Origin of the sequence: Altibacter sp. HG106 (genome assembly GCF_028561755.1) — a bacterium.
Classification (GTDB): domain Bacteria; phylum Bacteroidota; class Bacteroidia; order Flavobacteriales; family Flavobacteriaceae; genus DFVG01.
Genome location: NZ_JAQQTD010000005.1, coordinates 352744 through 376999, shown reverse-complemented (window position 1 = coordinate 376999; position 24256 = coordinate 352744). Strand labels below are relative to the sequence as shown.

21 protein-coding genes are annotated in these 24256 nt (G+C 44.1%); 9 read left to right on the top strand and 12 right to left on the bottom strand.

Annotated elements, in window-relative coordinates:
• Positions 1–130 precede the first annotated feature (130 nt).
• Entirely contained in the window at positions 131–379 is a 249-nt protein-coding gene (locus PO830_RS10880; protein ID WP_272853594.1) for a DUF6095 family protein, read from the bottom strand.
• A complete protein-coding gene (murQ, locus tag PO830_RS10875) occupies positions 363–1181 on the bottom strand; it encodes an N-acetylmuramic acid 6-phosphate etherase (RefSeq protein ID WP_272853593.1) in 819 nt (272 codons plus the stop codon). The genes PO830_RS10880 and murQ overlap by 17 nt, the downstream gene beginning before the upstream one ends.
• Positions 1182–1250: 69 nt before the next feature.
• Between murQ and PO830_RS10870 the strand changes: the two genes are divergently transcribed.
• From PO830_RS10870 to PO830_RS10860, 3 genes are read left to right on the top strand one after another with little or no spacing between them, the layout of a single operon-like run.
• Positions 1251–2567 carry an MGH1-like glycoside hydrolase domain-containing protein gene (locus PO830_RS10870; protein ID WP_272853592.1) on the top strand — a complete coding sequence of 439 codons (1317 nt, stop codon included), beginning with the start codon at positions 1251–1253 and terminating at the stop codon, positions 2565–2567.
• 2 nt (positions 2568–2569) lie between these two features.
• Positions 2570–4213: a sodium:solute symporter family transporter gene (locus PO830_RS10865; protein WP_272853591.1), complete on the top strand. Its 1644-nt coding sequence runs from the start codon at positions 2570–2572 to the stop codon at positions 4211–4213.
• 1 nt (position 4214) lies between these two features.
• Complete coding sequence (locus PO830_RS10860) at positions 4215–5357, top strand: glycerate kinase (protein WP_272853590.1); 1143 nt, start codon at positions 4215–4217, stop codon at positions 5355–5357.
• Here the strand turns inward: PO830_RS10860 and PO830_RS10855 are convergent.
• The 8 genes from PO830_RS10855 to PO830_RS10820 all read right to left on the bottom strand — a co-directional run bounded on the left by PO830_RS10855 (position 5344) and on the right by PO830_RS10820 (position 14953).
• Positions 5344–6195, bottom strand: a complete 852-nt coding sequence (locus tag PO830_RS10855) for a DUF4249 family protein (protein ID WP_272853589.1) — start codon at positions 6193–6195, stop codon at positions 5344–5346. The two genes, PO830_RS10860 and PO830_RS10855, sit on opposite strands and share 14 nt — an antisense overlap.
• 2 nt (positions 6196–6197) lie before the next feature.
• A complete protein-coding gene (locus tag PO830_RS10850; RefSeq protein ID WP_272853588.1) occupies positions 6198–8567 on the bottom strand; it encodes a TonB-dependent receptor in 2370 nt (789 codons plus the stop codon).
• A gap of 59 nt (positions 8568–8626) precedes the next feature.
• A complete protein-coding gene (locus PO830_RS10845) occupies positions 8627–10855 on the bottom strand; it encodes an NADP-dependent isocitrate dehydrogenase (RefSeq protein ID WP_272853587.1) in 2229 nt (742 codons plus the stop codon).
• A gap of 577 nt (positions 10856–11432) precedes the next feature.
• Positions 11433–11783, bottom strand: coding sequence for a 50S ribosomal protein L19 (rplS, locus tag PO830_RS10840; RefSeq protein WP_272853586.1), 351 nt, complete (start codon positions 11781–11783; stop codon positions 11433–11435).
• A gap of 219 nt (positions 11784–12002) precedes the next feature.
• The gene (gene trmD, locus PO830_RS10835) at positions 12003–12686 is read right to left on the bottom strand and encodes a tRNA (guanosine(37)-N1)-methyltransferase TrmD (RefSeq protein WP_272853585.1); all 684 of its coding nucleotides are present in this window, start codon (positions 12684–12686) and stop codon (positions 12003–12005) included.
• The gene (locus PO830_RS10830; RefSeq protein WP_272853584.1) at positions 12686–13180 is read right to left on the bottom strand and encodes a tetratricopeptide repeat protein; all 495 of its coding nucleotides are present in this window, start codon (positions 13178–13180) and stop codon (positions 12686–12688) included. The genes trmD and PO830_RS10830 overlap by 1 nt, the downstream gene beginning before the upstream one ends.
• Before the next feature lie 43 nt (positions 13181–13223).
• On the bottom strand, positions 13224–13664 hold the full coding sequence (locus tag PO830_RS10825) for a GNAT family N-acetyltransferase (RefSeq protein ID WP_272853583.1): 441 nt from the start codon (positions 13662–13664) through the stop codon (positions 13224–13226).
• 8 nt (positions 13665–13672) lie between these two features.
• Positions 13673–14953: a DUF748 domain-containing protein gene (locus PO830_RS10820; protein WP_272853582.1), complete on the bottom strand. Its 1281-nt coding sequence runs from the start codon at positions 14951–14953 to the stop codon at positions 13673–13675.
• A gap of 146 nt (positions 14954–15099) precedes the next feature.
• On the opposite strand from PO830_RS10820, the gene PO830_RS10815 reads away from it, so the two are divergent.
• From PO830_RS10815 to PO830_RS10805, 3 genes are all read left to right on the top strand, one after another.
• Positions 15100–16512 (top strand): Gfo/Idh/MocA family protein, encoded by a 1413-nt coding sequence (locus PO830_RS10815; RefSeq protein ID WP_272853581.1) that lies wholly within the window; start codon positions 15100–15102, stop codon positions 16510–16512.
• A 91-nt stretch (positions 16513–16603) separates the two neighbouring features.
• Positions 16604–17608, top strand: a complete 1005-nt coding sequence (locus PO830_RS10810) for a T9SS type A sorting domain-containing protein (RefSeq protein ID WP_272853580.1) — start codon at positions 16604–16606, stop codon at positions 17606–17608.
• Between the two features lie 4 nt (positions 17609–17612).
• On the top strand, positions 17613–18620 hold the full coding sequence (locus PO830_RS10805) for a T9SS type A sorting domain-containing protein (RefSeq protein ID WP_272853579.1): 1008 nt from the start codon (positions 17613–17615) through the stop codon (positions 18618–18620).
• Positions 18621–18695: 75 nt separating this feature from the next.
• Here the strand turns inward: PO830_RS10805 and PO830_RS10800 are convergent, their stop codons facing one another.
• Positions 18696–20144, bottom strand: a complete 1449-nt coding sequence (locus PO830_RS10800) for a glyceraldehyde-3-phosphate dehydrogenase (RefSeq protein ID WP_272853578.1) — start codon at positions 20142–20144, stop codon at positions 18696–18698.
• 130 nt (positions 20145–20274) lie between these two features.
• A complete protein-coding gene (locus tag PO830_RS10795; RefSeq protein WP_272853577.1) occupies positions 20275–21672 on the bottom strand; it encodes a trypsin-like peptidase domain-containing protein in 1398 nt (465 codons plus the stop codon).
• A gap of 131 nt (positions 21673–21803) precedes the next feature.
• Between PO830_RS10795 and dapF the strand changes: the two genes are divergently transcribed.
• The 3 genes from dapF to mltG are packed head-to-tail and all read left to right on the top strand — an operon-like array spanning position 21804 to position 24158.
• Positions 21804–22580, top strand: coding sequence for a diaminopimelate epimerase (gene dapF, locus PO830_RS10790; RefSeq protein ID WP_272853576.1), 777 nt, complete (start codon positions 21804–21806; stop codon positions 22578–22580).
• Positions 22577–23110 (top strand): GNAT family N-acetyltransferase, encoded by a 534-nt coding sequence (locus PO830_RS10785; protein WP_272853575.1) that lies wholly within the window; start codon positions 22577–22579, stop codon positions 23108–23110. Before dapF ends, PO830_RS10785 begins: the two co-directional genes overlap by 4 nt.
• A 4-nt stretch (positions 23111–23114) precedes the next feature.
• Complete coding sequence (gene mltG, locus PO830_RS10780) at positions 23115–24158, top strand: endolytic transglycosylase MltG (protein WP_272853574.1); 1044 nt, start codon at positions 23115–23117, stop codon at positions 24156–24158.
• Positions 24159–24256 lie beyond the last annotated feature (98 nt).

The following is a 24256-nucleotide window of genomic DNA, read 5'->3' as shown; positions in this document are numbered from 1 at the left end:
ACTGCATCGCGGGAAAGTAGGTCGCCGCCTTCTTTTATAAATAAAACCCAACCATAATCGGTTGGGTTTTTTTATTCCCATAATTCAACATTACTTTCAGAAACAATCTCTTCAGAAATAAATAGCACGGTTACCGCTCTCCAAACACAGACCGAATAACCAACCGGAGTCCATTAAATAACAAGAATAAGGTGATCCCCATAAAAATAATCCCCAAGGTAAGCGTTATATAAAGAGGTAAGGTTTCTTTATTGAGAAATGAAAAAGTAATCACATAAGTACTCAATACTAATACAGGCAGGGCAACTGCTAAGCGCTTCAGCCCCTTTACAAGTAGCTTCTTATTGGTGTGGCCTCGTTGTTCAGTTTCTCTCTTCATATGCGATAATTGCCTTTCTAACACTACCGTGTTGTTTCAATAATTGAAGGGCTTCTGTTTCTTCTATAGAAAGTTTTTCCATGATCATTTTTGTACCTCTTTCTACCAGTTTGTTATTGCTGAGCTGCATATCGACCATTTTATTGCCTTTCACTCTTCCCAATTGAATCATCGCTGTGGTAGAAATCATATTTAGCACCAGTTTTTGAGCGGTGCCCGCTTTCATACGAGTGCTACCGGTAACAAACTCTGGACCCACCACAACTTCTACAGGATATTGAGCCGTAACTGCTAAGGGACTCCCAGCATTACAGGTAATGCATCCTGTAGGTATTTTCTTAGCATTCGATTGCTCTAAAGCCCCAATCACATAAGGTGTGGTTCCTGAGGCGGCAATACCAATTACGATGTCCTTTTCAGAAATCTGCTGCGCCAGAAGATCCTGCCATCCTTGCTCTTTAGAATCTTCCGCGAATTCAACTGCCTTACGTATTGCTGTATCACCCCCGGCCATAATACCAACCACAAGTCCGTGAGGCACGCCAAAGGTAGGAGGACACTCACTTGCATCTACAATACCCAGTCTACCGCTGGTACCCGCCCCTATATAAAAGAGGCGTCCCCCGTTTTTTAATTGTTCCACGACTTTTTCCGTGAGCTTTTCAATTTGAGGTATCGATTTTTGCACCGCATGTGGAACGGTTTGATCTTCTCTATTAATCTGCGTTAATAATGTTCCTACCGATTGCAGTTCCAGTTGATCATATAGAGAAGAAGACTCTGTAGTTTTCTTAAAATTCAAGGCGGGAAATTTTGGTTCACTTCAAAAGTAAATATTAAAGGCTATATTTATATCACAAATCAATAGAATTTGGACAACGCTCTCATCCAAAAAGCCGCCAACGTATTAGAGGAAAATTGGAAGAATGGATTCACCATTCCTTGCGAAGGATTGTATCCGTTTCAATGGAACTGGGATGCAGGTTTTATCGCCTTGGGCTGGATGCACCTGAACCCTGAACGCGCCCAAATGGAAATCCGTTCCTTGTTAAAAGGACAATGGTCTAACGGATTTATTCCGCATATCATCTTTCACAATCCGTCTGATACCTACTATCCAGGCCCCAAAGTTCATCAGGCTTCTTTGAGTCCGCATAGCCCTAATATCCCTACCTCAGGAATTACACAACCACCCGTATTGGGATTCGTGCTCGAAAAAATACATCAGAATTCGAAGGATACCCAAGCTTCCTTAGCCTTTTTGGAGGAAGTTTTTGACGCGGTCTTTCATAACCATCATTACTTCTATACGAACCGCGACCCGAAAGGAGAAGGCTTAGTCTATATCTGCCATAACTGGGAGGCTGGTACCGATAATACTCCGGTTTGGGATGATATCTGGGCTACCTTCGAAGTGCCGGAGTACGATCTTCCTAGACGCGACACCCAACTCATTGACGCTAGCCATCGACCTACCAATAAAGAATATGCCTACTATATTCACCTCATTGAACTTTTTAAGAAATGGAAGTATAACGATCTACTTATTGCTGAAAAGTCGCCATTTTTAATTCAAGACCCTTTGTTCAATAGTATGCTTATCGCTTCTAATAAAAGTTTGATACGTTTGGGAACCGAGCTGGGGAGAACCGACGCTGTTTCACAGTTACAAGGTTGGAACGATCACGCAATACAAGCTATGAACACTAAATTATTTGACGACGCGTTGGGAGGGTATATTTATTACGATCTTCGAAACGAATGCTCATTGCCCTATCTTTCCTCTTCTAGTTTTACGCCATTATTCGCTGAAATTCCTACGCCACAACAGGCTGTAAAACTAATAGCGCATCTGAAAAATGGACGTTTTAGCGGTAAAAACAACGAACGTTATTTATGTGCCTCTTTTGATCCTACAAGTCCCCGATATAACTCTGAAAAATACTGGCGGGGGCCCATCTGGATTAATTTGAATTGGTTGATTTATAATGGCTTGTTACGTTATGAATTTAGCGATGTGGCAGAAACCCTTAAAAACGACACCCTATCCCTCATTGAGAAATACGGGTTTTATGAATACTTTGAACCTTCCAAGCGCAAAAATGAAACGCTTTCCAAAGGATATGGCGGACATAATTTTTCGTGGAGTGCCGCCTTGACCATCGACTTACTAACCAACACCCAATAATTATGAATTGGCTTGACTACACCTTGGTAGCCACCTACATCGTATTCTTTTTAGGTATGGGCTACTTTTTCAAGAATAACAAAGATTCGAATGATTATTTTTTAGGCGGTAAGAGTATGGGCTGGTTTCCTTTGAGTTTATCGACCATGGCAACCCAGCTTTCGGCAATCAGCTTTATTTCCGCTCCGGCCTTTGTGGGCCTTAAATTAGGCGGTGGGATGAAATGGCTCACCTTCGAATTCGCCGTGCCCCTGGCCATGATCTTTATTATGCTTTTTATCATTCCCCCGCTATTTCGATCGGGAGTGGTAAGTATTTACGAGTTTGTAGAACGTCGCTTCGCTGCTTCGACACGTCTCATTTTGAGCGTGGTGTTTCAAATAAGTAGGGCTCTGGGAACTGGCGTGATGGTGTATACCATTGCAATCATACTGCAAGCTGTCATCGATATTGATTACATATACACCATCTTGATCATTAGTATTATTACCATTATTTATAGTTGGCAAGGCGGAATGAAAGCCGTTGTTTGGGGCGATGCCATACAGATGATCTTACTTTTTGGCGGACTCTTAATCTGTTTGGTTTACGGTTGGGAATTAGTGCAGGAAGCCGGCGGATTACAAAACGGATTTTCTTCGGAACGACTACAGGTAATTGATTATAATTTAGGTATCGGTGAAAATCAGGAATACGGTTTCTGGCCCATGCTCATAGGCGGTTTTTTTCTGTACGTTTCGTATTACGGTTGTGATCAAACACAAGCACAGCGAATGCTTTCCGCAAAAAACGAGAAAACCATCCGTCAGTTGCTATTGGCTAACGGTCTTCTTCGATTTCCCGTGGTATTGATTTATTGTACCATGGGGCTCATCGTTGGTTCATTAGTTACCCTAGCACCCGACTTCCTGGCCGAAATTACTGCGACCACTCAACGTCATTTCCCCGAAGCGGCAGTCAATGGAGGCGTAAAAGCCGACTTAATGATTCCAGTCTTCATTACACAATACCTCCCTCACGGATTTATTGGATTATTAATGGTAGCCATCTTGTCTGCCGCCATGTCTTCTCTTAGTTCTACCGTTAATTCATTATCGGCGGTGAGTATGGAAGACTTTTTTAATCGCGGCGAAAAAAAGATGGAAACTAAAAAGTACATGCGGCTTTCAAAAGTGGCCGTGGTCTTTTGGGGAACGGTTTGTATAGCGTTTTCGTTTCTTTTCGGCGGAAGCAAAAGTGCGGTGATCGAGATTATAAACGCGATTGGATCTGTATTCTATGGTCCGGTTTTGGTCACTTTTTTACTTGCTATTTTTTCCAAAAAAGTAAATCATATTGGAATGAACGCCGGAATTATTTCCGCCGTATTGATCAACTTGATCTTCTCAAGTACCATTCAGGAGATTTTCAACATCGATCTAGGCTTCGATATCTTTTGGATCTGGTTAAACTTTACGGGGGTTCTTATCTCGTTGCTTGTTGCTTATGTAGTTTCAGCAGCGACTAACACGCCGGCCAAGACAACAAAAATCATTGATTTTAAGATCCTCCGATCTGATGTGCTATCTAAGGAAGTGTTCATCCTTCTAGGCTTTTTTATAGTGATTTTAGTTTTTAGTTATTTCATCCCATCCATCTTTGGCTAATATGAAGGTATTGCTTGCACCGGATGCTTTTAAGGATAGTTTGACCGCCCAGGAGGCCGCGGAGGCCATGAAGCGCGGCGTGCTCGCGTTTAACTCAAAGGCTAACACCCATACGATGGCCGTTTCTGATGGCGGAGAAGGCTTTTTAGCTGCGGTGGCACGCTACCAGCCGCACGTTGAATCAGTAGTTGTGGTGACTACCGATCCTTTGGGCCGATCCATTGAGGCAACATACCTATGGGATTCAAAAGAACACAGGGCGTACGTAGAATTGGCTGCTGCCTCCGGAATCGAACTCTTGACGTTGGCAGAACGCGATGCGCTCAAAACAAGCACACTAGGGACGGGAGTGTTACTACAGCACGCTATTGAAAAAGGAGCTACCAGCATATTCTTAGGGATCGGAGGCAGTGCGACCAATGATGGTGGAATCGGAATCGCCCATGCATTAGGATATCGCTTTAAGAATAAGGACAACGAACTGCTCGAACCTAAAGGTGCCTCCTTAGATCAAATAGGTGAAATTGTTGCTCCAAAAGAACCCCTTTCAAACGTTCGTTTTGTCGCCATCAATGATGTTCAAAATCCGCTCTTCGGACCCAGGGGCGCGGCCTATACCTTCGCCAAACAAAAGGGAGCTTCCGACGCCACGATTGAACGATTGGATCAGGGACTGCGAAATTTAGACGCGAACGTTCAGCGCTATCTTCAACAACAGCAAGCATCGACCCCCGGTTCTGGCGCTGCGGGTGGAACAGGATTCGGACTCAAAGTGTTCTTTGGTGCCGAATTTATCAAAGGAACTGAATTTATCTTTACACTCAGTGGCCTGGAAACGCTACTTTCAGAAAACGACATTGATCTCATCATAACAGGGGAGGGAAAAATAGATGCCCAAACCAGTCATGGAAAGTTTATCAACGGCCTAACTGAGCTTGCTAAAAAATACCGGATTCCGGTGTATGCCGTTTGTGGGAAATTAGAAATGAACGAGCAAGAACTAGCGCGACTCGGACTCACAGCTGCGCGGGAACTTTACGACCCCAAACTTCCGGAAGGCTATTCGTATACCCACGCCAAAAATTTAATACAAGCACGTGTAGTGGAAATGCTTCGGAAGGAATATACCGCTACTCCTCAATAGTAATGGAGCGCTTGTATTCCTGAACAATGGCAAAGTACCCCAGGGCATAATTATCTGGGTTATTCACGTTGTCGGAAGCGTCTGTGTTATCGATATCGGTCACATTGATAAAGTTGCCACGCACCGTGACCGCCGGAGTTTCGAACGGTCCGAAGGGCGGTTCACTTTGCTCGATCAACAAGGCCATGTAATCGTAGAATGCTTTATCAACACCCATGAGTCCGATTTCCAATTCTTGTCCTACTTCAAACTCTTCATCATAAAAATAGGAGAATGTAAAAGGTTGTCCCTGGTAAAATTCATCTTCTGTCACCAAATAACTTCGGAAATCAAAATCGAATAAATAATAATCATCTCGTGTTCCAACATCAGTAAATGAAACCACTAGTTCGGTTTCATCTTCAATCAATACACCATCACCTATAGCTAACGAATCGATAGGTACTGAAGGTTGAAACTGCGCATAGGCCACATAGAATTCATCTTCAAAATCGATTTGCAGAATCAATTCATTCTCAATCAAAAATCGCGTGCTTACTGTATCCAAATAAATACCACTACCTGCTTCAAACTCGTTGAGTATCGCTCCGCCTCCATTCACTGCATCGGTGAGCGTAATTTGCTGCAGGTTGGCAGGAGGAATCGATTCGAAGAAATTATTCGTCTGACTCACTTTTACAGCAATTGGAGTCAGGGCTCGGGAAGTGTCCACTCGAATCAGAGCGTCGATCACAAGTCGAGGGGTGTCTGACGGGGTTTCGATTTCCACCACGTCTTCACAGGCTACGATAGATAGGAGTAACGTGAATATAGCTATTATGGAACAAAACAAGCGCATAGTTAAAAGCTAAAGTTATAGGTTACCGACGGAACAATTCCGAAAATTGAGGTGCGAACCGCTTCATTAGCGCCTGTATCTTCATTTCTTCGGAAATTGATAGAGGCGGCATTACGGCGATTGTAAACATTATATACACTAAAAACCCATTCGCTTTGCCAGCTTCGATCGCGGTTTTTGCGAGGCGTTAGGACAGCCGAGATATCGATCCGATGGTAATCGGGCAGTCGCTCTTGGTTTCGAAGGCCGTAATACGGCACCACAATATCTTGAAATTCAAATTGCCCGATCGGATAGTTGGTTGGCCGCCCGGTTTGATAGACAAAATTCGCATTGAAGGTCCATTTGTCATTCCATTCATATTGCGCAAAAAGGGCAATATCATGTGGTTTATCATAAGGTGTGTTATACCAATTACCGTAATTTATACCAATTTCATTTTCATTTCGAGGTGGCGTTCGTTGCTCGCTCTTGGAAAGGGTATAGGCTAGCCATCCGGTAAACTTGCCTTCGTTTTTACGGAATAAGACCTCCCAACCATAGGCTCTGGCTTCTCCGTTTAAAATTACCTGCTCGATGGCGTCGTTGGCAATGAGGTTGGCGCCATCTATATAGTCTATTCTATTTTGAATGTCCTTGTAATACACTTCCGTCTCCAAAGAATAGGCGCCTTCCTTAATGTTTTTGAAGAAACCGAGGGCGTATTGATCGAGCAATTGCGGTTCTACGAATGGTCCACTGGGCGTCCAAACATCTAATGGCGTAGGCGAACTGGTATTCGACAACAGATGTAAGTATTGTGAAAGTCGGGTGTAACTTGCTTTCACCGAATGGTTGTCATCAAATGAAAAGGCGGCCGCGATACGCGGTTCAATATTGGTAAAGGTTTTAAGTGTGGTTCCCTTGGTATTGGTAAGTGTATCTATGGGAGCGGCCTCTTTATAGATTAACGTCAAGGGATCGAATACTACAGGTTGGTTGTTCGCATATACGTTGAGTTCATCCTGGCCTAACCGTAGGAAATGAGACAATCGAATCCCGTACTGTACACTAAGCTGGTCGGTAATATCATGATCTGCCGCGACATACACCGCATTTTCGCTTGCGTATTTCTTGGTAAGCTGTTCGGTAATAATACCCGATTCTGCATCATTGGGTTCTATTTTTCCGGGGTGGAACACATAATAGATGGAGTTGAATCCATAATCTAATTGAAAGGTATCGCTGAGATAATGTTGGAGGTCGTACTTGAGGTTAAAGTTTTGAATTCCCGAATTCCATTCAAACCCAACGAAGTCCAGTTCCAGTCCGTAATAATAATCAGAGTAGATCAGACTTAGGTTGGAAAACAGTTTTTCAGAAAAAATATGATTCCATCTAAAGTTAACCACCGCATTTCCGTAGAGATTGGTAAAGGTATCGTTGATCGCAAATAGGTCGCGCCCAAAGTATCCAGACAAGAAGATGTTGTTGTTATCATTCAGGCGATAATTTAGTTTTGTATTTAGATCGTAGAAGTACGCCTTATTATCAATATCAAAAAGGGGGAGGAATAAGTGGGCGTAGGAAGCACGGCCACCTATCAAAAACGCGCCGCGATCTTTCACCAAGGGTCCTTCAGCCAAGACACGGCTAGCGACAGCGCCTATTCCGCCATTCACTTTAAATTCTTTACTATTCCCTTCCTTCTGAAAAATTTCCAGTACCGAAGAAACCCGTCCGCCATACCGTGCGGGAATGCCTCCTTTATATAATTTGATGTCTTTGATCGCATCTGGATTGAATACTGAAAAGAAGCCAAAAAGATGGGAAGAATTGAAGATGGTCGCCTCATCTAGAAGGATCAAGTTCTGATCGGCTGCGCCTCCCCGCACATTGAAGCCCGATGAACCTTCTCCCGCATTGGTTACGCCGGGAAGCAGTAAAATCGCTTTGATCACATCCGACTCTCCCAGGACTACCGGAATACTTTTGATGGTCTTCGACGTTAAGGCATTCACACTCATTTGTGGTGTTCGCAGATTGAGCTCTTCTACATCGTTGCGAATGATCACTTCCTCTAATTGCTCTGTTTGCTCTGTTAAGGCAATATTCAAGGTTTTCGTTTCGGTGAGGGTTACCGAGGTTATTTTCGACTGAAAACCAAGACTGCTGTAGGTAACATCATAGGTTCCCGACGGAATGGTGATCGAGTAAAAACCGTATTCATTCGTGATGGCCCCCGTTCGTAAACTTGGGATTAACACGTTTACTCCAATTAGAGTTTCTCCGGTGGCTGCCTCTGTCACTGTTCCACTCAAGGTAACCTTGTTTTGAGCGGAAGCGACTACAATTCCGAAAAATACTAGAAAAGTAAAGAAATACTGTTTCACGGTACGATTCCTTTAGATGTAACGTATCAAAAAAGCCTTCATTGCTGAAGGCTTGTTAATTATTGAATGGATGCGAGGATATCATTAAACGTTTTACTAGCGCGCATTTCTGCATTGACGCGTGCTACACTTGGGTAGTAGTAGCCTTCAATGTCTACCGGACTTCCTTGCGCCTCGATCAATTCCTGTAAGATCGTTTCTTCATTGGAAGCCAATTGTTTGGCAACGGGTGCAAACCGCTCCCGTAAGGAAGCGTCCTTATCTTGCGCTGCTAGCGCCTCTGCCCAATATTTAGCTAGGAAAAAGTGACTTCCACGATTGTCGAGCTCATTGACTTTTCGCGAAGGTGACTTTTTGTTTTCTAAGAACTTCTCGGTCGCATCGTCCAAGGTTTCTGCCAGTAACAGCGCATTCTGGTTGTTATAAGTATTTCCTAGATGTTCTAAGGAAACGGCCAAGGCTAGAAACTCACCGAGGGAATCCCATCGCAAGTGTCCTTCTTCTACAAACTGTTGCACGTGTTTCGGGGCTGAACCTCCAGCTCCGGTTTCAAACAGACCACCACCATTCATTAGCGGAACAATAGACAGCATTTTCGCACTGGTACCTAGTTCCAAAATAGGGAAGAGGTCGGTGAGATAATCGCGAAGTACGTTACCGGTGACCGAAATGGTATTCTCTCCGCGCTTCACTCGCTCTAAGGTGTATTGCGTCGCTTTTTCGGGAGAAAGGATCTTGATTTCCAGTCCGTTGGTGTCGTGATCTGGTAGGTATTGGTTTACTTTTTTAATCAACTCGGCATCATGTGCTCGATCTTCATCCAGCCAGAATACGGCTGGCCAACCCGTGGCACGTGCTCTGCTCACGGCAAGCTTTACCCAGTCCTGAATAGGCGCGTCTTTCACCTGGCACATGCGCCAAATATCCCCTTCGCTTACCGAATGCTGCATTAGAGTAGTTCCGTCTTGATCTACCACGGAAACCGTTCCGGCTGCCGGAATCTCAAATGTTTTATCGTGTGATCCGTATTCTTCAGCCTTTTGCGCCATTAGCCCCACGTTGGGAACGGTACCCATGGTAGTGGGATCGAACGCGCCGTGTTCTTTACAGAAATCTATGGTGGCTTGATAGACTGCAGCATAACTACTATCCGGAATTACTGCCTTGGTATCTTTAGTGTCTCCGTTTTTATCCCACATCTGTCCACTGGTGCGGATCATTGCAGGCATGGAAGCATCGATGATCACATCACTCGGAACATGTAGGTTTGTGATTCCTTTGTCACTATTTACCATGGCGAGATCGGGGTTGCTTTCCATAATGGTGTCTATGTCTGAAAGAATAGCGTTACGCTTGTCTTCAGGAAGATTTCCAATCTCGTGTAATAGATTTCCGAAGCCATTATTGACATCGACGCCAAGTTCCTCGAACGTACTGCCATACTTGTCAAACAATTCTTTGAAATACACTCGAACGGCATGCCCGAAAATGATTGGATCGCTCACCTTCATCATCGTAGCTTTCATGTGTAGCGAAAAGAGAACGTTTTGCTCATTGGCGTCTTTTACCTGAGCCTCTAAAAAGGATAGGAGTGCTTTCTTCTCCATGAGCGTGGCATCGATCACTTCACCTTCTAACACCGCTATATCGCTTTTTAGTTTCGTTTCCTTTCCGTTAGCATCGGTATGGACAATCGATACACTACCTTCTTTCTGAATCGTAACCGATTGCTCATTATGTCGGAAGTCACCCGCGTTCATGGTAGCCACATGTGATTTTGAATCAGCGTTCCAGGCGCCCATGCGATGCGGATTTTTCTTTGCGAAATTCTTCACGGCCTTGGGCGCACGGCGATCACTGTTTCCTTCGCGAAGAACAGGGTTTACGGCGCTCCCCTTTACTTTGTCGTAGGTGGCCTTGATCTTTTTTTCTTCGTCGTTCTTCGGGTCGTCCGGATAATCGGGCAGGTCATATCCCTGCGCTTGAAGTTCAGAAATGGCTGCAGTTAACTGCGGAATAGACGCACTGATATTGGGAAGTTTGATGATGTTCGCTTCGGGAGTCTTAGCAAGAGCGCCCAGTTCGGCTAAGGCATCATTCACACGTTGGTCTTCTGTGAGGTATTCGGGAAAAACCGCTAAAATTCGAGCCGCAAGGGAAATATCACGGGTCTCGATAGCCACACCAGACGGACCGGTATAGGCTTCAATAATAGGAAGTAGGGAATGGGTGGCTAAAAAAGGGGCTTCGTCTGTTTTAGTATAAATGATCTTCGCAGTTTGGCTCATGTGTTATTCAATATTTGGTTTGGAAAATAATCCTTCCATATCCTTAGAAATTTAGGTTGAAGGCTTGCAAATATACGGATTTGTAAGGCGTAAAAAAAGAGGGAATGCGATGCGCTACCGCCAAAAACAAGAAAAGCCATAATACAGTGTGGAACACGTATTATGGCTTCTTGTGAAATACATCGTTACCAACTCGTCTTTTACAACGCGAAGCAAGTTTATTAAACCCTTGCAGTTGTGATCTATTTCAACCAATTCATACTCTTTTCGAACCATTGATGTGAAATCAATCTATGTCGTGAAGTGATGTATGAATCACACTTTTCTCAACTCTCCATCCTAACTCCTTTTACCGAGTTAGCATGTCCAACGAATTAACAAAAGGTATAAAGAACGTTACTTTATGTTTATCGCTACGGGGTTTATTCCGTTTTGATATTGCTAATGTAGATCAAAAATTTAAAATGTCAAGGATTCTAACTTCCTAAATAATAACATCTTGTTAACCTGAGTTATTAACATTTGTGAATAAAAAAAGCAGCCCGTTGGGCTGCTTGTGCAATAATGAAGGAAGTGCTTATTGTTTCTTCTCGCGAATACGGGCTTTTTTACCGGTAAGTCCGCGGAAATAGTAGATACGTTTTCTACGTACGCTACCTCGTTTGTTCACTTCAATTTTTTGAAGGGCTGGCAAATTGATCGGGAAAATTCGCTCTACACCTACCGTTCCCGACATTTTTCGGATGGTAAAGGTTTTGCTGGCTCCCGTTCCTTTAATCTGGATCACGGTTCCTTTAAAGAACTGTGTACGGGTTTTCGCCCCTTCTTTAATTTCGTAATACACTGTTAGGTTATCTCCGGCTTGGAATTCTGGAAAGTCCTTTTTGGTGATGAATTCGTCTTGTACAAATTTTACTAACGCTTCCATGGTCGTTTTGTTATGGTTTTATCGAAACAACGTGCACGATGCTCGCCAGAGGTTGAATCAAATCGGATGCAAAAATACGTTTTTTTAGAAAAGTACCAAGCGGTAAATGTATTTTTATTTGGGCGTTGCGATGGCGCTTTTCGCGCCTTCGCCGGGCTGTCCACTATATCAGCCGTGCCCGGCTGGATGCCGTTGCCATCCCTAACGCAGGCAATGCGGTTATTCTTTACCTTCCAAGAGATCTGGACGTCGTTCGCGGGTACGTTCCAGCGCTTTCTCCTCACGCCATTCTTCAATCTTTGGGGTGTTACCACTGGTCAAGATCTCCGGTACGGTCCATCCCTTGTATTCTGCCGGTCGGGTATAGATGGGCGGCGCTAGTAGATTATCCTGAAAACTATCGGTTAGCGCACTGGTTTCATTATTCAAAACGCCCGGCAACAATCGTATGACACTATCACAAAGCACAGCCGCGGCCAATTCGCCACCGCTCAATACAAAATCCCCGATGGAGATCTCCCGGGTTACAATTTGATCGCGTACCCGTTGATCTACACCTTTGTAATGACCACACAACACAATAATATTTTCTTTAACGGAGAGTTCATTAGCGATCCCTTGATTCAAAGTCGTGCCATCGGGTGTCATATAAATAACCTCGTCGTAAGCCCGTTCCGCCTGCAGCTTGCTGATACATTTATCGATGGGTTCTATCATCATTACCATGCCGGCACCTCCTCCGTATTGATAGTCGTCTACCTGCTTATACCGATTGTTGCTGTAATCACGCAGATTATGCAGATGTACCGAAACCAATCCTTTGTCCTGAGCACGTTTAAGGATGGAAGCTTCAAACGGACTCATTAATAGCTCGGGCAATACCGTAATGATGTCAATACGCATTAAAACAGGTCTTTTTTCGATTTACAGCGCTCAATAGATCCTTTGGCGCGTTCTAACACGTTTTTATCCAAGGTGTTGAGTCCGGCTTTCTTGTAATACTCGATCGCTTTATCCAACTCGCCTTGCTGTTCGTACATGATGCCGTATTCGTTGTAGATGGTTGCTTTCGCTATGCCGGGAACGTTGAGTGATTGATCTAACAATTCTTTCAATTCTTCCCATTTGCCAATGGTAGAAAGCAAAACAGCATAGTTGTAATACACCGAAGGATACATCGGAGTTTTTTCCAAACACAGTTTATAGAGCGTCTCTCCTTTATCGTATTCTTTGAACTTTACTTCATGCAAATACCCAAGGTGATTATACGCCTTTCCGAAGTTAGGATCAATATTGATGATCTCTTCCAGGGTATTAGACGCTTCTTCGTACTTACCGTTTTTAATATCCATATTAGCACGGTCAAGCATTTCTTCCAGTTTGGTAAGGTGGTCCATGACGTAAATGTTTAGACCGTAAAAATACACAGAAATCTATTAACTAGACATCCCAATAAAAATGATAGAATTTGGTGTCTTTCACCCAACCCATACGTTCGTAGAGACGTTGTGCCGGATTACCAATATCAGTTTCCAGTTCAATGCGTTTTGCGCCTTTTTCGGTGGCGTATTCTTTCGCCTTGTTCAGCAAGGCTGCCCCAGTCCCCAATCCGCGTCTTGAAGAATCCACATAGATATCATTCAATACATAGATGTGCTGTGCAGATACCGAAGAGAAAATAGGGTAGAGCTGTGTAAAGCCCAATGCGGCACCGTCGTCATCTAACGCAATAAAAATCACGGAATCATCATTTTTGATCCGTTCCGAGAGAAATTCGCGGGCTTTGTCCAGATTGCTGGGTTGTTTGTAATACACGCGATAGGCGTTAAATAAGGGTACTAATAGGTCGAGATGTTGTTCGTTGGCTCGTTGTACTGTCATAATAAAATTTATTGTCCGTCGTCTGTTGTATCTTCTTCACCACCAAACCAACCATCATCTGTGGGGTCTTCTTCATCACCTTCATCACCATCACCCCCAAAGATCTTGTCGAAGAACCCGGTCGTATCATTTTTACGTTCTTCCCGTCGTTCTTCTCTGCGTTGCTTCCGAAGGGCTCTCTTTTCTTCTCTGGTGAGGGTAGGATCGTTCAACGCATCTTCATAATTAATATCATCGTCTACTTCTCCCCGAAAAGCACGCAACCACGCATTTTCAAAAATTCTAAACACCGTCGTCCACACGCCAGCGTCCACATTGCTCAAGTCTCCTTCAATAGGAACCCGAGTAGCCACGGTATCAGTTCGTTGGTTTTTCAGTATAAATTTAAACAATCCAACAAAGCCTTCCCAAAGAACTCCTAAAAATCCGTCATCTTCCCCAATTAGCTTGGTGTCTATAAACAAAGGTTTGATGTAGCCTTTCAAATAAGAGTCGGCTATTGCCACCTCGCTATAGAGTGCAAAGGTACCCTTATCGAAGTCTAATCCCGCATAATGACGCGTAAATTCGTTCAGCGCTGTGGCATCGACTTCCTCCAGACTGAAGGCCAGGTCCATATCTGGTATTTGTTTCAAGAGATTCAAATTACCGTTTAATGTCATATTACCATTTCCGATAGACACTCCAGTGGCGTTGATAGGTGAGGGGAGCGCTCGTTCGGTATCCACCACATTACGAAGGTTCTTGGCGGTGAGTCGGATATCGTGAATATTCACATCGATATTGGGGTCGGCTTGCAATTGCACAAAGGCTACTGTTCCACGGTACACTTCAAAATTGTTGATATCAATCGGTACAATATCCTTTAGGGCTTGCGTCCAGTCGTCCACGTCGGCTTCTCCAGGTGTTTCCTGTTGTTGATCTTCAAATATATACACCACCGTAGGATCGAACATATCGATCTCACTGACGATCTTTCCTTTGAACAGCGATTTCCATTCAATAGAGATGTCGGTTTTTGGAAAATCAAGAAAATCGACTTCCGTTTCCTTGGTGATTTTGTTCAGATAAAAACCATTCAACACATAGGCCCCGCGATACAGCGCAATATCCACATCCTCCACATACCCATAATAGCCGGGAATATTTGCCAACACCTTATTGATTCGGTTTTTAACCAGCGTAGGTAAATAAATTCGAAATGCGATAAGCAATACAATAATGATGATTGGTATCGTATACCGCTTCTTTCGGTATGCCCGTCTTTTCTTTTTCTCTTGTGTAGCCATCACACCTTTTTTAACAAATTTCCGTCATTACCCCATGGTATACAGTTAATGAAGTCATAAATCGGTTGAAAGAACGCAAATGTATATTTCTTCAAAAATGATTTGCCGTCATTTTGTACCTTTAGAAGCATCAAAAACATCCAACCATGAAAAGACGATCCTTTATCAAGAAATCGGCGGCCGCTGGAGCCGCTTTTTCCATAGTGCCAAGCTTTGTATTAGGCGGTACGCACACGGCCCCCAGTGACACGCTTTATATCGCCGCTATTGGCGTCGGCGGAAGAGGTGCCGGAGTCATCAACGAACTCAATCAAACCGGAAAGGTCAAATTTGTGGCGTTATGTGATGTGGATGCCAAACGCGCTGCAAACACTTTTGCCGCTTATCCAAATGCGAAACAGTACAAAGATTTTCGGAAGGTCTATGATGCTCACTTAAAAGATATCGACGCGGTGATGGTAGCGACACCCGATCATACCCATGCGACCATTGCCTTGCCGTTTATGCGTGCGAAAAAACATGCCTACGTAGAAAAGCCGTTGACGCATAATATTTATGAAGCCCGACTCATGACGCAGGTCGCTGCGGAAAATAAGATCGTAACTCAGATGGGGAATCAAGGTTCCTCTGGGGACGGTATTCGCCAGGCGCAGGAGTGGATTGATGCCGGGGTAATCGGTACGGTAGAACGTGTGGATTGCTGGACAAATCGCCCTGTATGGCCGCAAGGCTTTAAACATATTACCGAAGGGGAACCCATTCCGGAAACATTAGCGTGGGACCTATGGCTGGGGCCCGCAAAGATGCGCCCGTACAACTCCAATTATCTACCGTTTAAGTGGCGTGGGTTCTGGGACTTCGGAACGGGTGCCATGGGTGATATGGGCTGTCACATTATGGAAACGCCTTTTAAGACCTTAGGCCTAAAATTTCCGTACGAAGCGGAAGCTAGTTGCACCACGGTTTGGTCGGGCGATTTTGTGGAAGCAGATTTTTCCGAAGCATGCCCGCCTTCCTCTATCGTTCGCTTACAATTTGATACCGAAAAACACGGTGACTTATCACTGAACTGGTACGATGGAGGTATTATGCCTGATCTTCCGCCTGAATTAGGAGATGGCGAAGTACCCGGAGATAATGGTGGTGGAAGTATTTTCTACGGAACGAAAGGTATCATGGTAACCGATACCTACTCGGCAAACCCGCGACTGTTACCTGCGGAACGTATGGCGAACTTTACGCCTCCGGCGCCTAGCTTGCCACGAGTAAAAACATCACATGCCGGAGTATTTGTAGACGCTTGTTTGAATGGAGGAGAAACGACCTCACCCTTTTCGTACGGCGGACCGTTAACGGAAGCGGTACTTATGGGAAATCTGGCGATCAAAGCTTATCAATACAAGACGTTAAAGGAAGGAAAGAAAGTGGGCGATTGGGCGCCGTATAACTATCCGGGGCGTCGCACCATTAAATGGGATGGTGAAAATATGAAGGTAACCAATTGGGACTTTGCCAATAATTGGGTGAAGCGCGACTATCGCGAAGGATGGGAGCTATAGTTAAAACACAAAATACCCTACAAAGAGTAAGGGAATACCACCGGCTTATGATATAATAAACGCTTAGATTGTTGAATTTATAACACACGATTTGCAACACCTTGCTATATTATTATGTATTGTGCTTGGCATCTCCAATGTCCACGCCCAATACACCCAGATTCCAGACCCTGCTTTTGAACAGTATTTAATAGATAGCGCGTATGACAGTGAAGGAGTGTTAGATGGGCAGATTCTTACCACCGATGCCCAGGCCATAACGGAAGTGATGGTTGATGGTGCTGTTTATAATGTAGCAGATTTTAGCGGGATTGAGGAGTTTACGTCAATGATAACTTTTATAGCTATTGAAACATCCTGTACTAGCATTGATTTCGGAATGAACAGCTCAGTCGAGGATCTAAATATAACGGACAATCCAAATTTGACAAGCATTAATATCCTTGGATGTATTAATTTGCGCACAGTAGATATCGCTTTTAATGATTTACAAAGCTTGGATACAAGTCAGAATTCAGTATTAACATCCTTATCCATCGATGGAAATAATATATCCAGTTTAGATGTATCCATGAATCTTTCGTTACTTTCGTTGCTTTGTACGGAAAACCCGCTGGAGGCTCTAGATCTTTCCGATAATGTTAACCTGATCGCATTCAATGCTAATGATACAAATTTATCTTTTTTAGATTTAAGAAATGGAAATAACACTAATATCCAAACGTATCGGACCTTAAACACTCCCAACTTATTTTGTGTCTTTGTAGATGATGTGGCCTATAGCACCACCAACTGGACGGAGGTAGATCCTGTAACCACCTTTGTAGAAACCGAAGCCAAATGCGACGATTTAGGAACTGAGGAAGTCACCTTGCCAACGATTACCATACATCCCAACCCGGCACACGATTTTTTCTATGTGGATGGGCTTTCTGAAGTGACTAAGGTGAGCCTTACAAACCTTCGCGGTCAAACTGTCAAGGTGTATCGCAGGGGTGATACTCGATTTTCCGTAGCTGGGCTTTCCGAAGGGATGTATTTTCTAAACATTCAGACTCTTCACGGAGTTTCAATTGAAAAACTTATTATTCATTGATCGAATGAAGAGGAAACATTTACTCTTTTTACTCACGCTTCTCAGCGTCACTATTGTCCACGCCCAATACACCCAGATCCCCGACCCTGCTTTTGAACAATATTTAATAGACAGTGCGTATGACAGTGAAGGGGTGTTAGATGGACAGATTCTTACCACCGATGCTCAAGCCATAACGGAAGTGATAGTTGATGGTGCCACTTACGATGTAGCTGACTTTTCAGGGATTGAAGCGTTTTCATCAATGATTAATTTTCAGGCTATAGCAACATCTTGTTCTTCTATCGATTTTGGAACAAACAATTCATTAGAGATTGTTTTAGCAAACTTCAACTTGAACTTAGCGGCCATTACCACTGTCGGGTGTACAGCGCTAAAGTCATGCGATATTTCAAGTAATATCCTATCACAGTTTGATGTTACTCAAAATGAATTGTTAGAAAATTTAATTGTGGGTGACAACCCTATCACAGAGATTGACGTTAGTAATAACCATGAGTTATTACAATTAGTTTGTTCCTTCAGTGATATTGTTTCTTTGAATCTTGAGAATACTGTCAATTTGGTGTCTTTTGACGCTCGCAATACACCTATTGAATATCTAGATTTGCGAAATGGCAATAACACCAATGTTACCAATTATAATACCACCAACACTCCCAACTTAATTTGTGTTTTTGTAGATGGTGCGGCTTATAGCACCGCCAACTGGACGGAGGTAGACCCTGTAACCACCTTTGTAGAAACCGAAGCCAAATGCGACGATTTAGGAACTGAGGAAACTACCTTATCAGCGCTAACGATACATCCCAATCCGGCACGCGATTTTTTCTATGTTGACGGACTTTCTGAAGTGACTGAGGTAAGCCTTACAAACCTTCGAGGTCAAACTGTCAAGGTGTATGGCCGGAGTAATACTCGATTTTCCGTAGCAGGGCTTTCCAAAGGCATGTATTTTTTAAGCATCAAAAGCGATGATCGCACCATTCAGAAACGAATAATCATTCACTAAGACCATAAAAAAACCTCGCAATGCAGAAGCGCGCATTGCGAGGTTTTTATTGAAGTTACCTTTTAAACCTAGCTGTTAATAATAGGTATAACGACGTACTTTACTAATATACTTTGCCAGGCGAATTACCTGATGGCTATAGCCATATTCATTATCATACCAAACATATAAGATGGCATTCTTTCCGTCGGCTGTCACGATGGTCGCATTGCTGTCGTAAATTGCAGGAGCCGAAGTCCCTACAATATCGCTAGATACCAACTCATTGCTCAAGGAGTATTTGATCTGTTCTACCAAATCACCTTCTAGCGCGTATTTTTTCATGGTCGCATTAATCGCATCTACCGAAGTGGTTTTTTCTAACGATAGGTTTAAGATCGCTAACGAACCATTAGGAACGGGAACCCGAATTGCATTCGATGTGAGTTTACCTTCAAAAGAAGGCAACGCTTTGGATACTGCTTTTCCCGCGCCAGTTTCGGTAATCACCATATTTAACGCTGCCGCACGACCTCTTCGGTATTTCTTGTGCATGTTATCCACCAGGTTCTGATCGTTGGTGTACGCATGAATGGTTTCTAAATGTCCGTGATGCACCCCAAAACTATCCTCCATAACTTTCAGCACCGGAGTAATCGCATTGGTGGTACAGGAGGCTGCCGAAAAGATATCTATTTCATCTGGGTTGTATTCTTTATGGTTGACACCATGTACGATGTTCGGTACTCCTTTGCCGGGAGCCGTGAGTAACACTTTGGCAGCGCCTTTGGCGCTTAGATGGCGAGACAAAGCTTCTTCGTCTCTAAAGGCTCCGGTATTGTCAATCACCAGAGCGTTATCAATACCATATTGAGTGTAATCTATGTCTTCCGGTTGGTTGGCAGAGATCATGTGGACAGTTGTTCCGTTGATGATCAAGGCACTATTTTCCAGGTCTACGGAAACCGTTCCAGGGAAATCACCGTGTACCGAATCACACTCTAACAGCGACGCTCTTTTTTCCAACACCGTTTGATCGATAGCGCCACGAGTTACGATGGCACGAAGGCGCATTTGGTTACCCTTTCCGGTGCGCGTCATTAGCTCACGAGCGAGTAATCGGCCAATTCTTCCGAAGCCATACAGCACCACATCCTTAGGAACGATATTTTTTTGTTTTTTGGCATCTTTCAACTTATCGCTTACAAACGCCATAGCATTTGCATAGTTATTGTCCTCTAAATGATATTCGTACGTCAATTTTCCGATATCGAGTTTCGCCGGTGGAAGATCTAATGTTTTGATCGCTTCCGCGATTTCTACGGAATCAAAGATGGAAATAGGTTTCTGAACGAAGGCTCCAGCATACTCATGCAGCTGTAAAATTTCACTCACATTACGGTCGATAAGCGTATTGCGAAAGAGCACCAGTTCAATTGATTTATCGTACCATAATTCGCTTACGGCTTGAATGAATTCAACAGAAGCTTTACGACGATCGGTTTGAAAGGAAAGCTCTTTTTCGTACACGTTGTCAGAAGACATAGTTAAAAGGGTTTAGGGTGTTTCTATTTGGCTGCAAAAATAGTTAACTAAAACGTTTTCGAGAAGCAATTTTCACAAAAATAAAAAACCCGCTACGTAGGAAGCGGGTTTTGTTATTATGCAGTTCTATTTATCTGAAAATAAAGGAGTTTTTCTCTCCTTTTTGATCAACAAAAGTAACTTTAATAGGGTCTTGACCGTCACGTCGATTCATGATGCGTTTGGCGTCATCAATGTCGCGTACCGGCTGATCATTGATTTGTGTAATGATAATGCCTACTAAATTATAGCGTTGCATTTCCTGTGTAAGTGAACGCGATACTTCTACGCCATATTCTAAGTTGCGTTGTTGCAAGTTCGCTTGGGAGGTATTTCGTACTTCGAGTCCGATATCACTCATCTCATAGGTCTCCAGTTTAATGAGGGTTACCGGAATTACTTTCTCCCTTCCATTACGCAAGACGGTAACTTGTACTACGTCATTAGGGCGTTTGGCTCCCAGGTATCCGCTGAGGTCCGAAAACTTGCCAATTTTATAGCCGTCTAATTTTTTAATAATGTCGCCTTCTTTGATTCCGCCTTTATCGGCTCCGCTTCCGGGCTCGATTCCGGCCACATACACCCCTTCGGTTTCATTAATGCCTTGCTGACGCAGGGCAGGGTTGCTTACATTGGCTGCGGAAATACCAAGAATCCCGCGTTGTACATTTCCGTACTCCATGATATCTTCAATCACTTTTCGGGCATTATTACTAGGTACTGCAAAAGCGTATCCCACATACGAACCTGTTTCCGAAGTGATCGCTGTATTGATCCCGATCAACTCTCCGCGCGTATTGACGAGGGCTCCACCACTGTTACCGCGATTCACCGCGGCATCGGTTTGGATAAAGGACTGCGGGTTGCGGTCGAATTCATTAAGGTCACGCGCCTTGGCGCTTACAATTCCGGCGGTCACCGTAGAGGTGAGGTTAAACGGATTCCCTACGGCCAACACCCACTCGCCAATTTTAACCGAATTGCTGTCACCAAAGGGAACAAAAGGTAGGTCGCCTTCGGCATCAATACGGATCAGTGCAATATCAGTTTTGGGGTCGGTTCCCACCAATTCGGCTTCGTAGGTTCGGTTATCGTTAAGGGTAACCTCCAATTGTGATGCGTTAGCGATCACGTGGTTATTGGTAATGATATAGCCATCGGGAGAAATGATCACTCCGCTTCCCGTTCCTAACATGGCACGAGGTTCGCCACCGCCGTAAAAGTATTCCATGATGTTGGATGGCTGTCTGCTGATGGTGGTGTTTTTTACGTGCACCACGGCATTCACCGTTTTTTCAGCTGCTTCGGTAAATTCTACTCCCGAAGCGAAGGCCGCTGCTTTGGTGTTTGAGGTAGGAATAAAGGAAGCATTCTCATCAGATTGTACATAGGCAATCGTATTGGCTTCTTCTACAAATAATTTGTAGCCTCCTAAGGTGACAGCCCCGGCTACCAAGGCCACTAAAAGTAATCGCATGGTCTGTTTCATATCTTCAAAGTTTTACTATTAAAATAACATATTAATGACGACAGTATTGCGCCGCTGTTTCCTATTTAACGAGTATTTAACAGGCACAGCCCCCGGCGATTGCCACAGGCTTTTTGTACCTTTGTTCCTACATGGAACTAACTTTTTACAAATATCAAGGAACCGGAAACGACTTTATACTTATTGACAATCGTCAGGAACTATTCCCCAAAAATGATACCAAAGCAATCGCAATGATGTGCGACCGAAAATTTGGCATAGGGGCAGACGGCCTGATACTTTTGGAAGATCATTTTGAGGCCGATTTTACCATGGTGTATTTTAATGCTGATGGTCGGCCGAGCTCGATGTGTGGTAATGGTGGGCGCTGTATTGCTCTGTTCGCACAAACGTTGGGAATTATTGATACAGAAGCTTCTTTTGAAGCTGTTGACGGCATGCATTATGCCACTATTGAAGGCGAGACGGTTTCCCTGAAAATGCAGGAAGTTTCCAATGTTTCCGTGGAAGCGTCGCATTGCTTTTTAGACACGGGATCGCCACATCATGTGACTATGGTAGACGATGTTTTTAAACATGCGGTCGTTTCCGAAGGAAGGCGTATAAGAAACGAAGTCTATGGCGCACAAGGGGCCAACGTCAATTTTGTGAGCGCCAAAGAAAGTGACACTTTTACGGTGCGCACCTATGAACGAGGGGTAGAAGATGAGACACTTTCCTGCGGAACCGGAGTGGTGGCAGTCGCTCTGGCGATGTACTCCATGGGAAAGGCGCAAGCGGAAACCATTGCCATTGAAACCATGGGAGGCATGCTTGAGGTGCAATTTGATGCTTCCGAAGTAGGCTTCCGAAACATTTATCTAAAAGGTCCGGCGAAAGAAGTATTCAAAGGTACATTCACACTATGATCACGTTAGAGGGAGATACGATTACCCTTCGCGCCTTGGAGCCTGAAGATATTCACTGGTTGCATGCGCTGGAGAATGACGAATCTTTGTGGGAAGTAAGTCATACACTTACGCCCTTTTCCAAGCACATATTGACAGAGTACCTCAAAAATTCCCATCGCGACATCTATGAAGTCAAACAACTGCGACTGGTCATCACAACAACAAGTGACGATGCGCCTGTAGGGTGTGTCGATTTGTTTGATTTTGATCCAAAGCACCGTCGTGCCGGCGTAGGAATTATTATTTTTGACGAGGACGCACGCGGGAAGGGGTTTGCACGCATGGCCTTACAGCAATTGTGCGGTTATGCGTTTCGTACCTTGGAGGTACATCAATTATACGCGCACATTACCACCGATAACGAACGAAGTAAACAATTGTTTACCGCCTGCGGGTTTTCACAAACCTCGGTCCGTAAGGACTGGATAAAGACCAAGGAAGGATTTAAGGACGAAGCAATTTACCAATGTTTTCAACCCACTGTCTAATACCATGTATCTGAAAAAAATTCTAGTAGCAGTCGCCCTTTTGGGGCTTATAGGCATGGCCGGCTTTGCCTATTACGTCTATCACAACATATTTGCACCCAATACCGCGTTCAATAACGATGAAGCGCATGTATATATTCCTACCAATGCTTCCTTCGCCGAGGTAATGGAAGAATTGAGTCCGTTGCTACAGAATGAGGCCACCTTTGAGCGCACCGCAGAACGAAAAGGATATGTGTCCAATATAAAAGCCGGGCATTACGTACTTCGGAAGGGAATGAATAACAATGACATTATAAATACTATTCGCAGTAAGAACATTCCTATTCAGGTGAAGTTTAATAATCAGGAGCGATTGGAAGATTTAGCGGGCCATGTAGCCCAGCAAATTGAAGCCGATAGCCTTTCGTTACTACAGGGTTTTCGCGCGGCGGAATTTCTTGAGAACACCGAGTATTCTGAAGATACTGCGCTCGGTATGTATGTGCCCAACACCTATGAATTTTATTGGAATACTTCCGCGGAAGCATTTCGCGACCGCATGCGTGAAGAGTACCAACGCTTTTGGACAAATAGTAGAAAACAAAAGGCAGCCGACCTGGACATGACTCCCATGCAAGTGATTTCATTAGCCGCTATCGTTCAGAAAGAAACTGCTAAGACCGACGAGCGTCCACGAGTGGCTGGGGTCTATATCAACCGACTTAGGTTGGGGATGCCGTTACAAGCCGACCCTACGGTTATTTATGCCAAAAAGCGAATGGATGGCGATTTCGATCAGGTGATCAAACGGGTGTTATATAAAGACCTCACCCTTGATTCTCCTTACAACACCTACAAATATCGCGGAGTTCCGCCCGGGCCCATCGCCATGCCCGACATTTCTTCCATAGATGCCGTTCTAAATTACGAGCAACACGATTACTTATATTTTGTTGCTGATGTAACTAACTTCGGCTATCACAAATTCGCCAAAACCCTGGCGCAACACAATCAAAATAAGGCCGCCTATGTGCGATGGCTTTCACAGCAAGGGGTAAATCGATAGTCGATTTGATACCGTTAAACCTTTGTAAATATACCGGTTAAAGATTGTTAAGGAGCGGGTGTAGCAACTGTAGCGGCCGTATATTAGGGGTATACGTT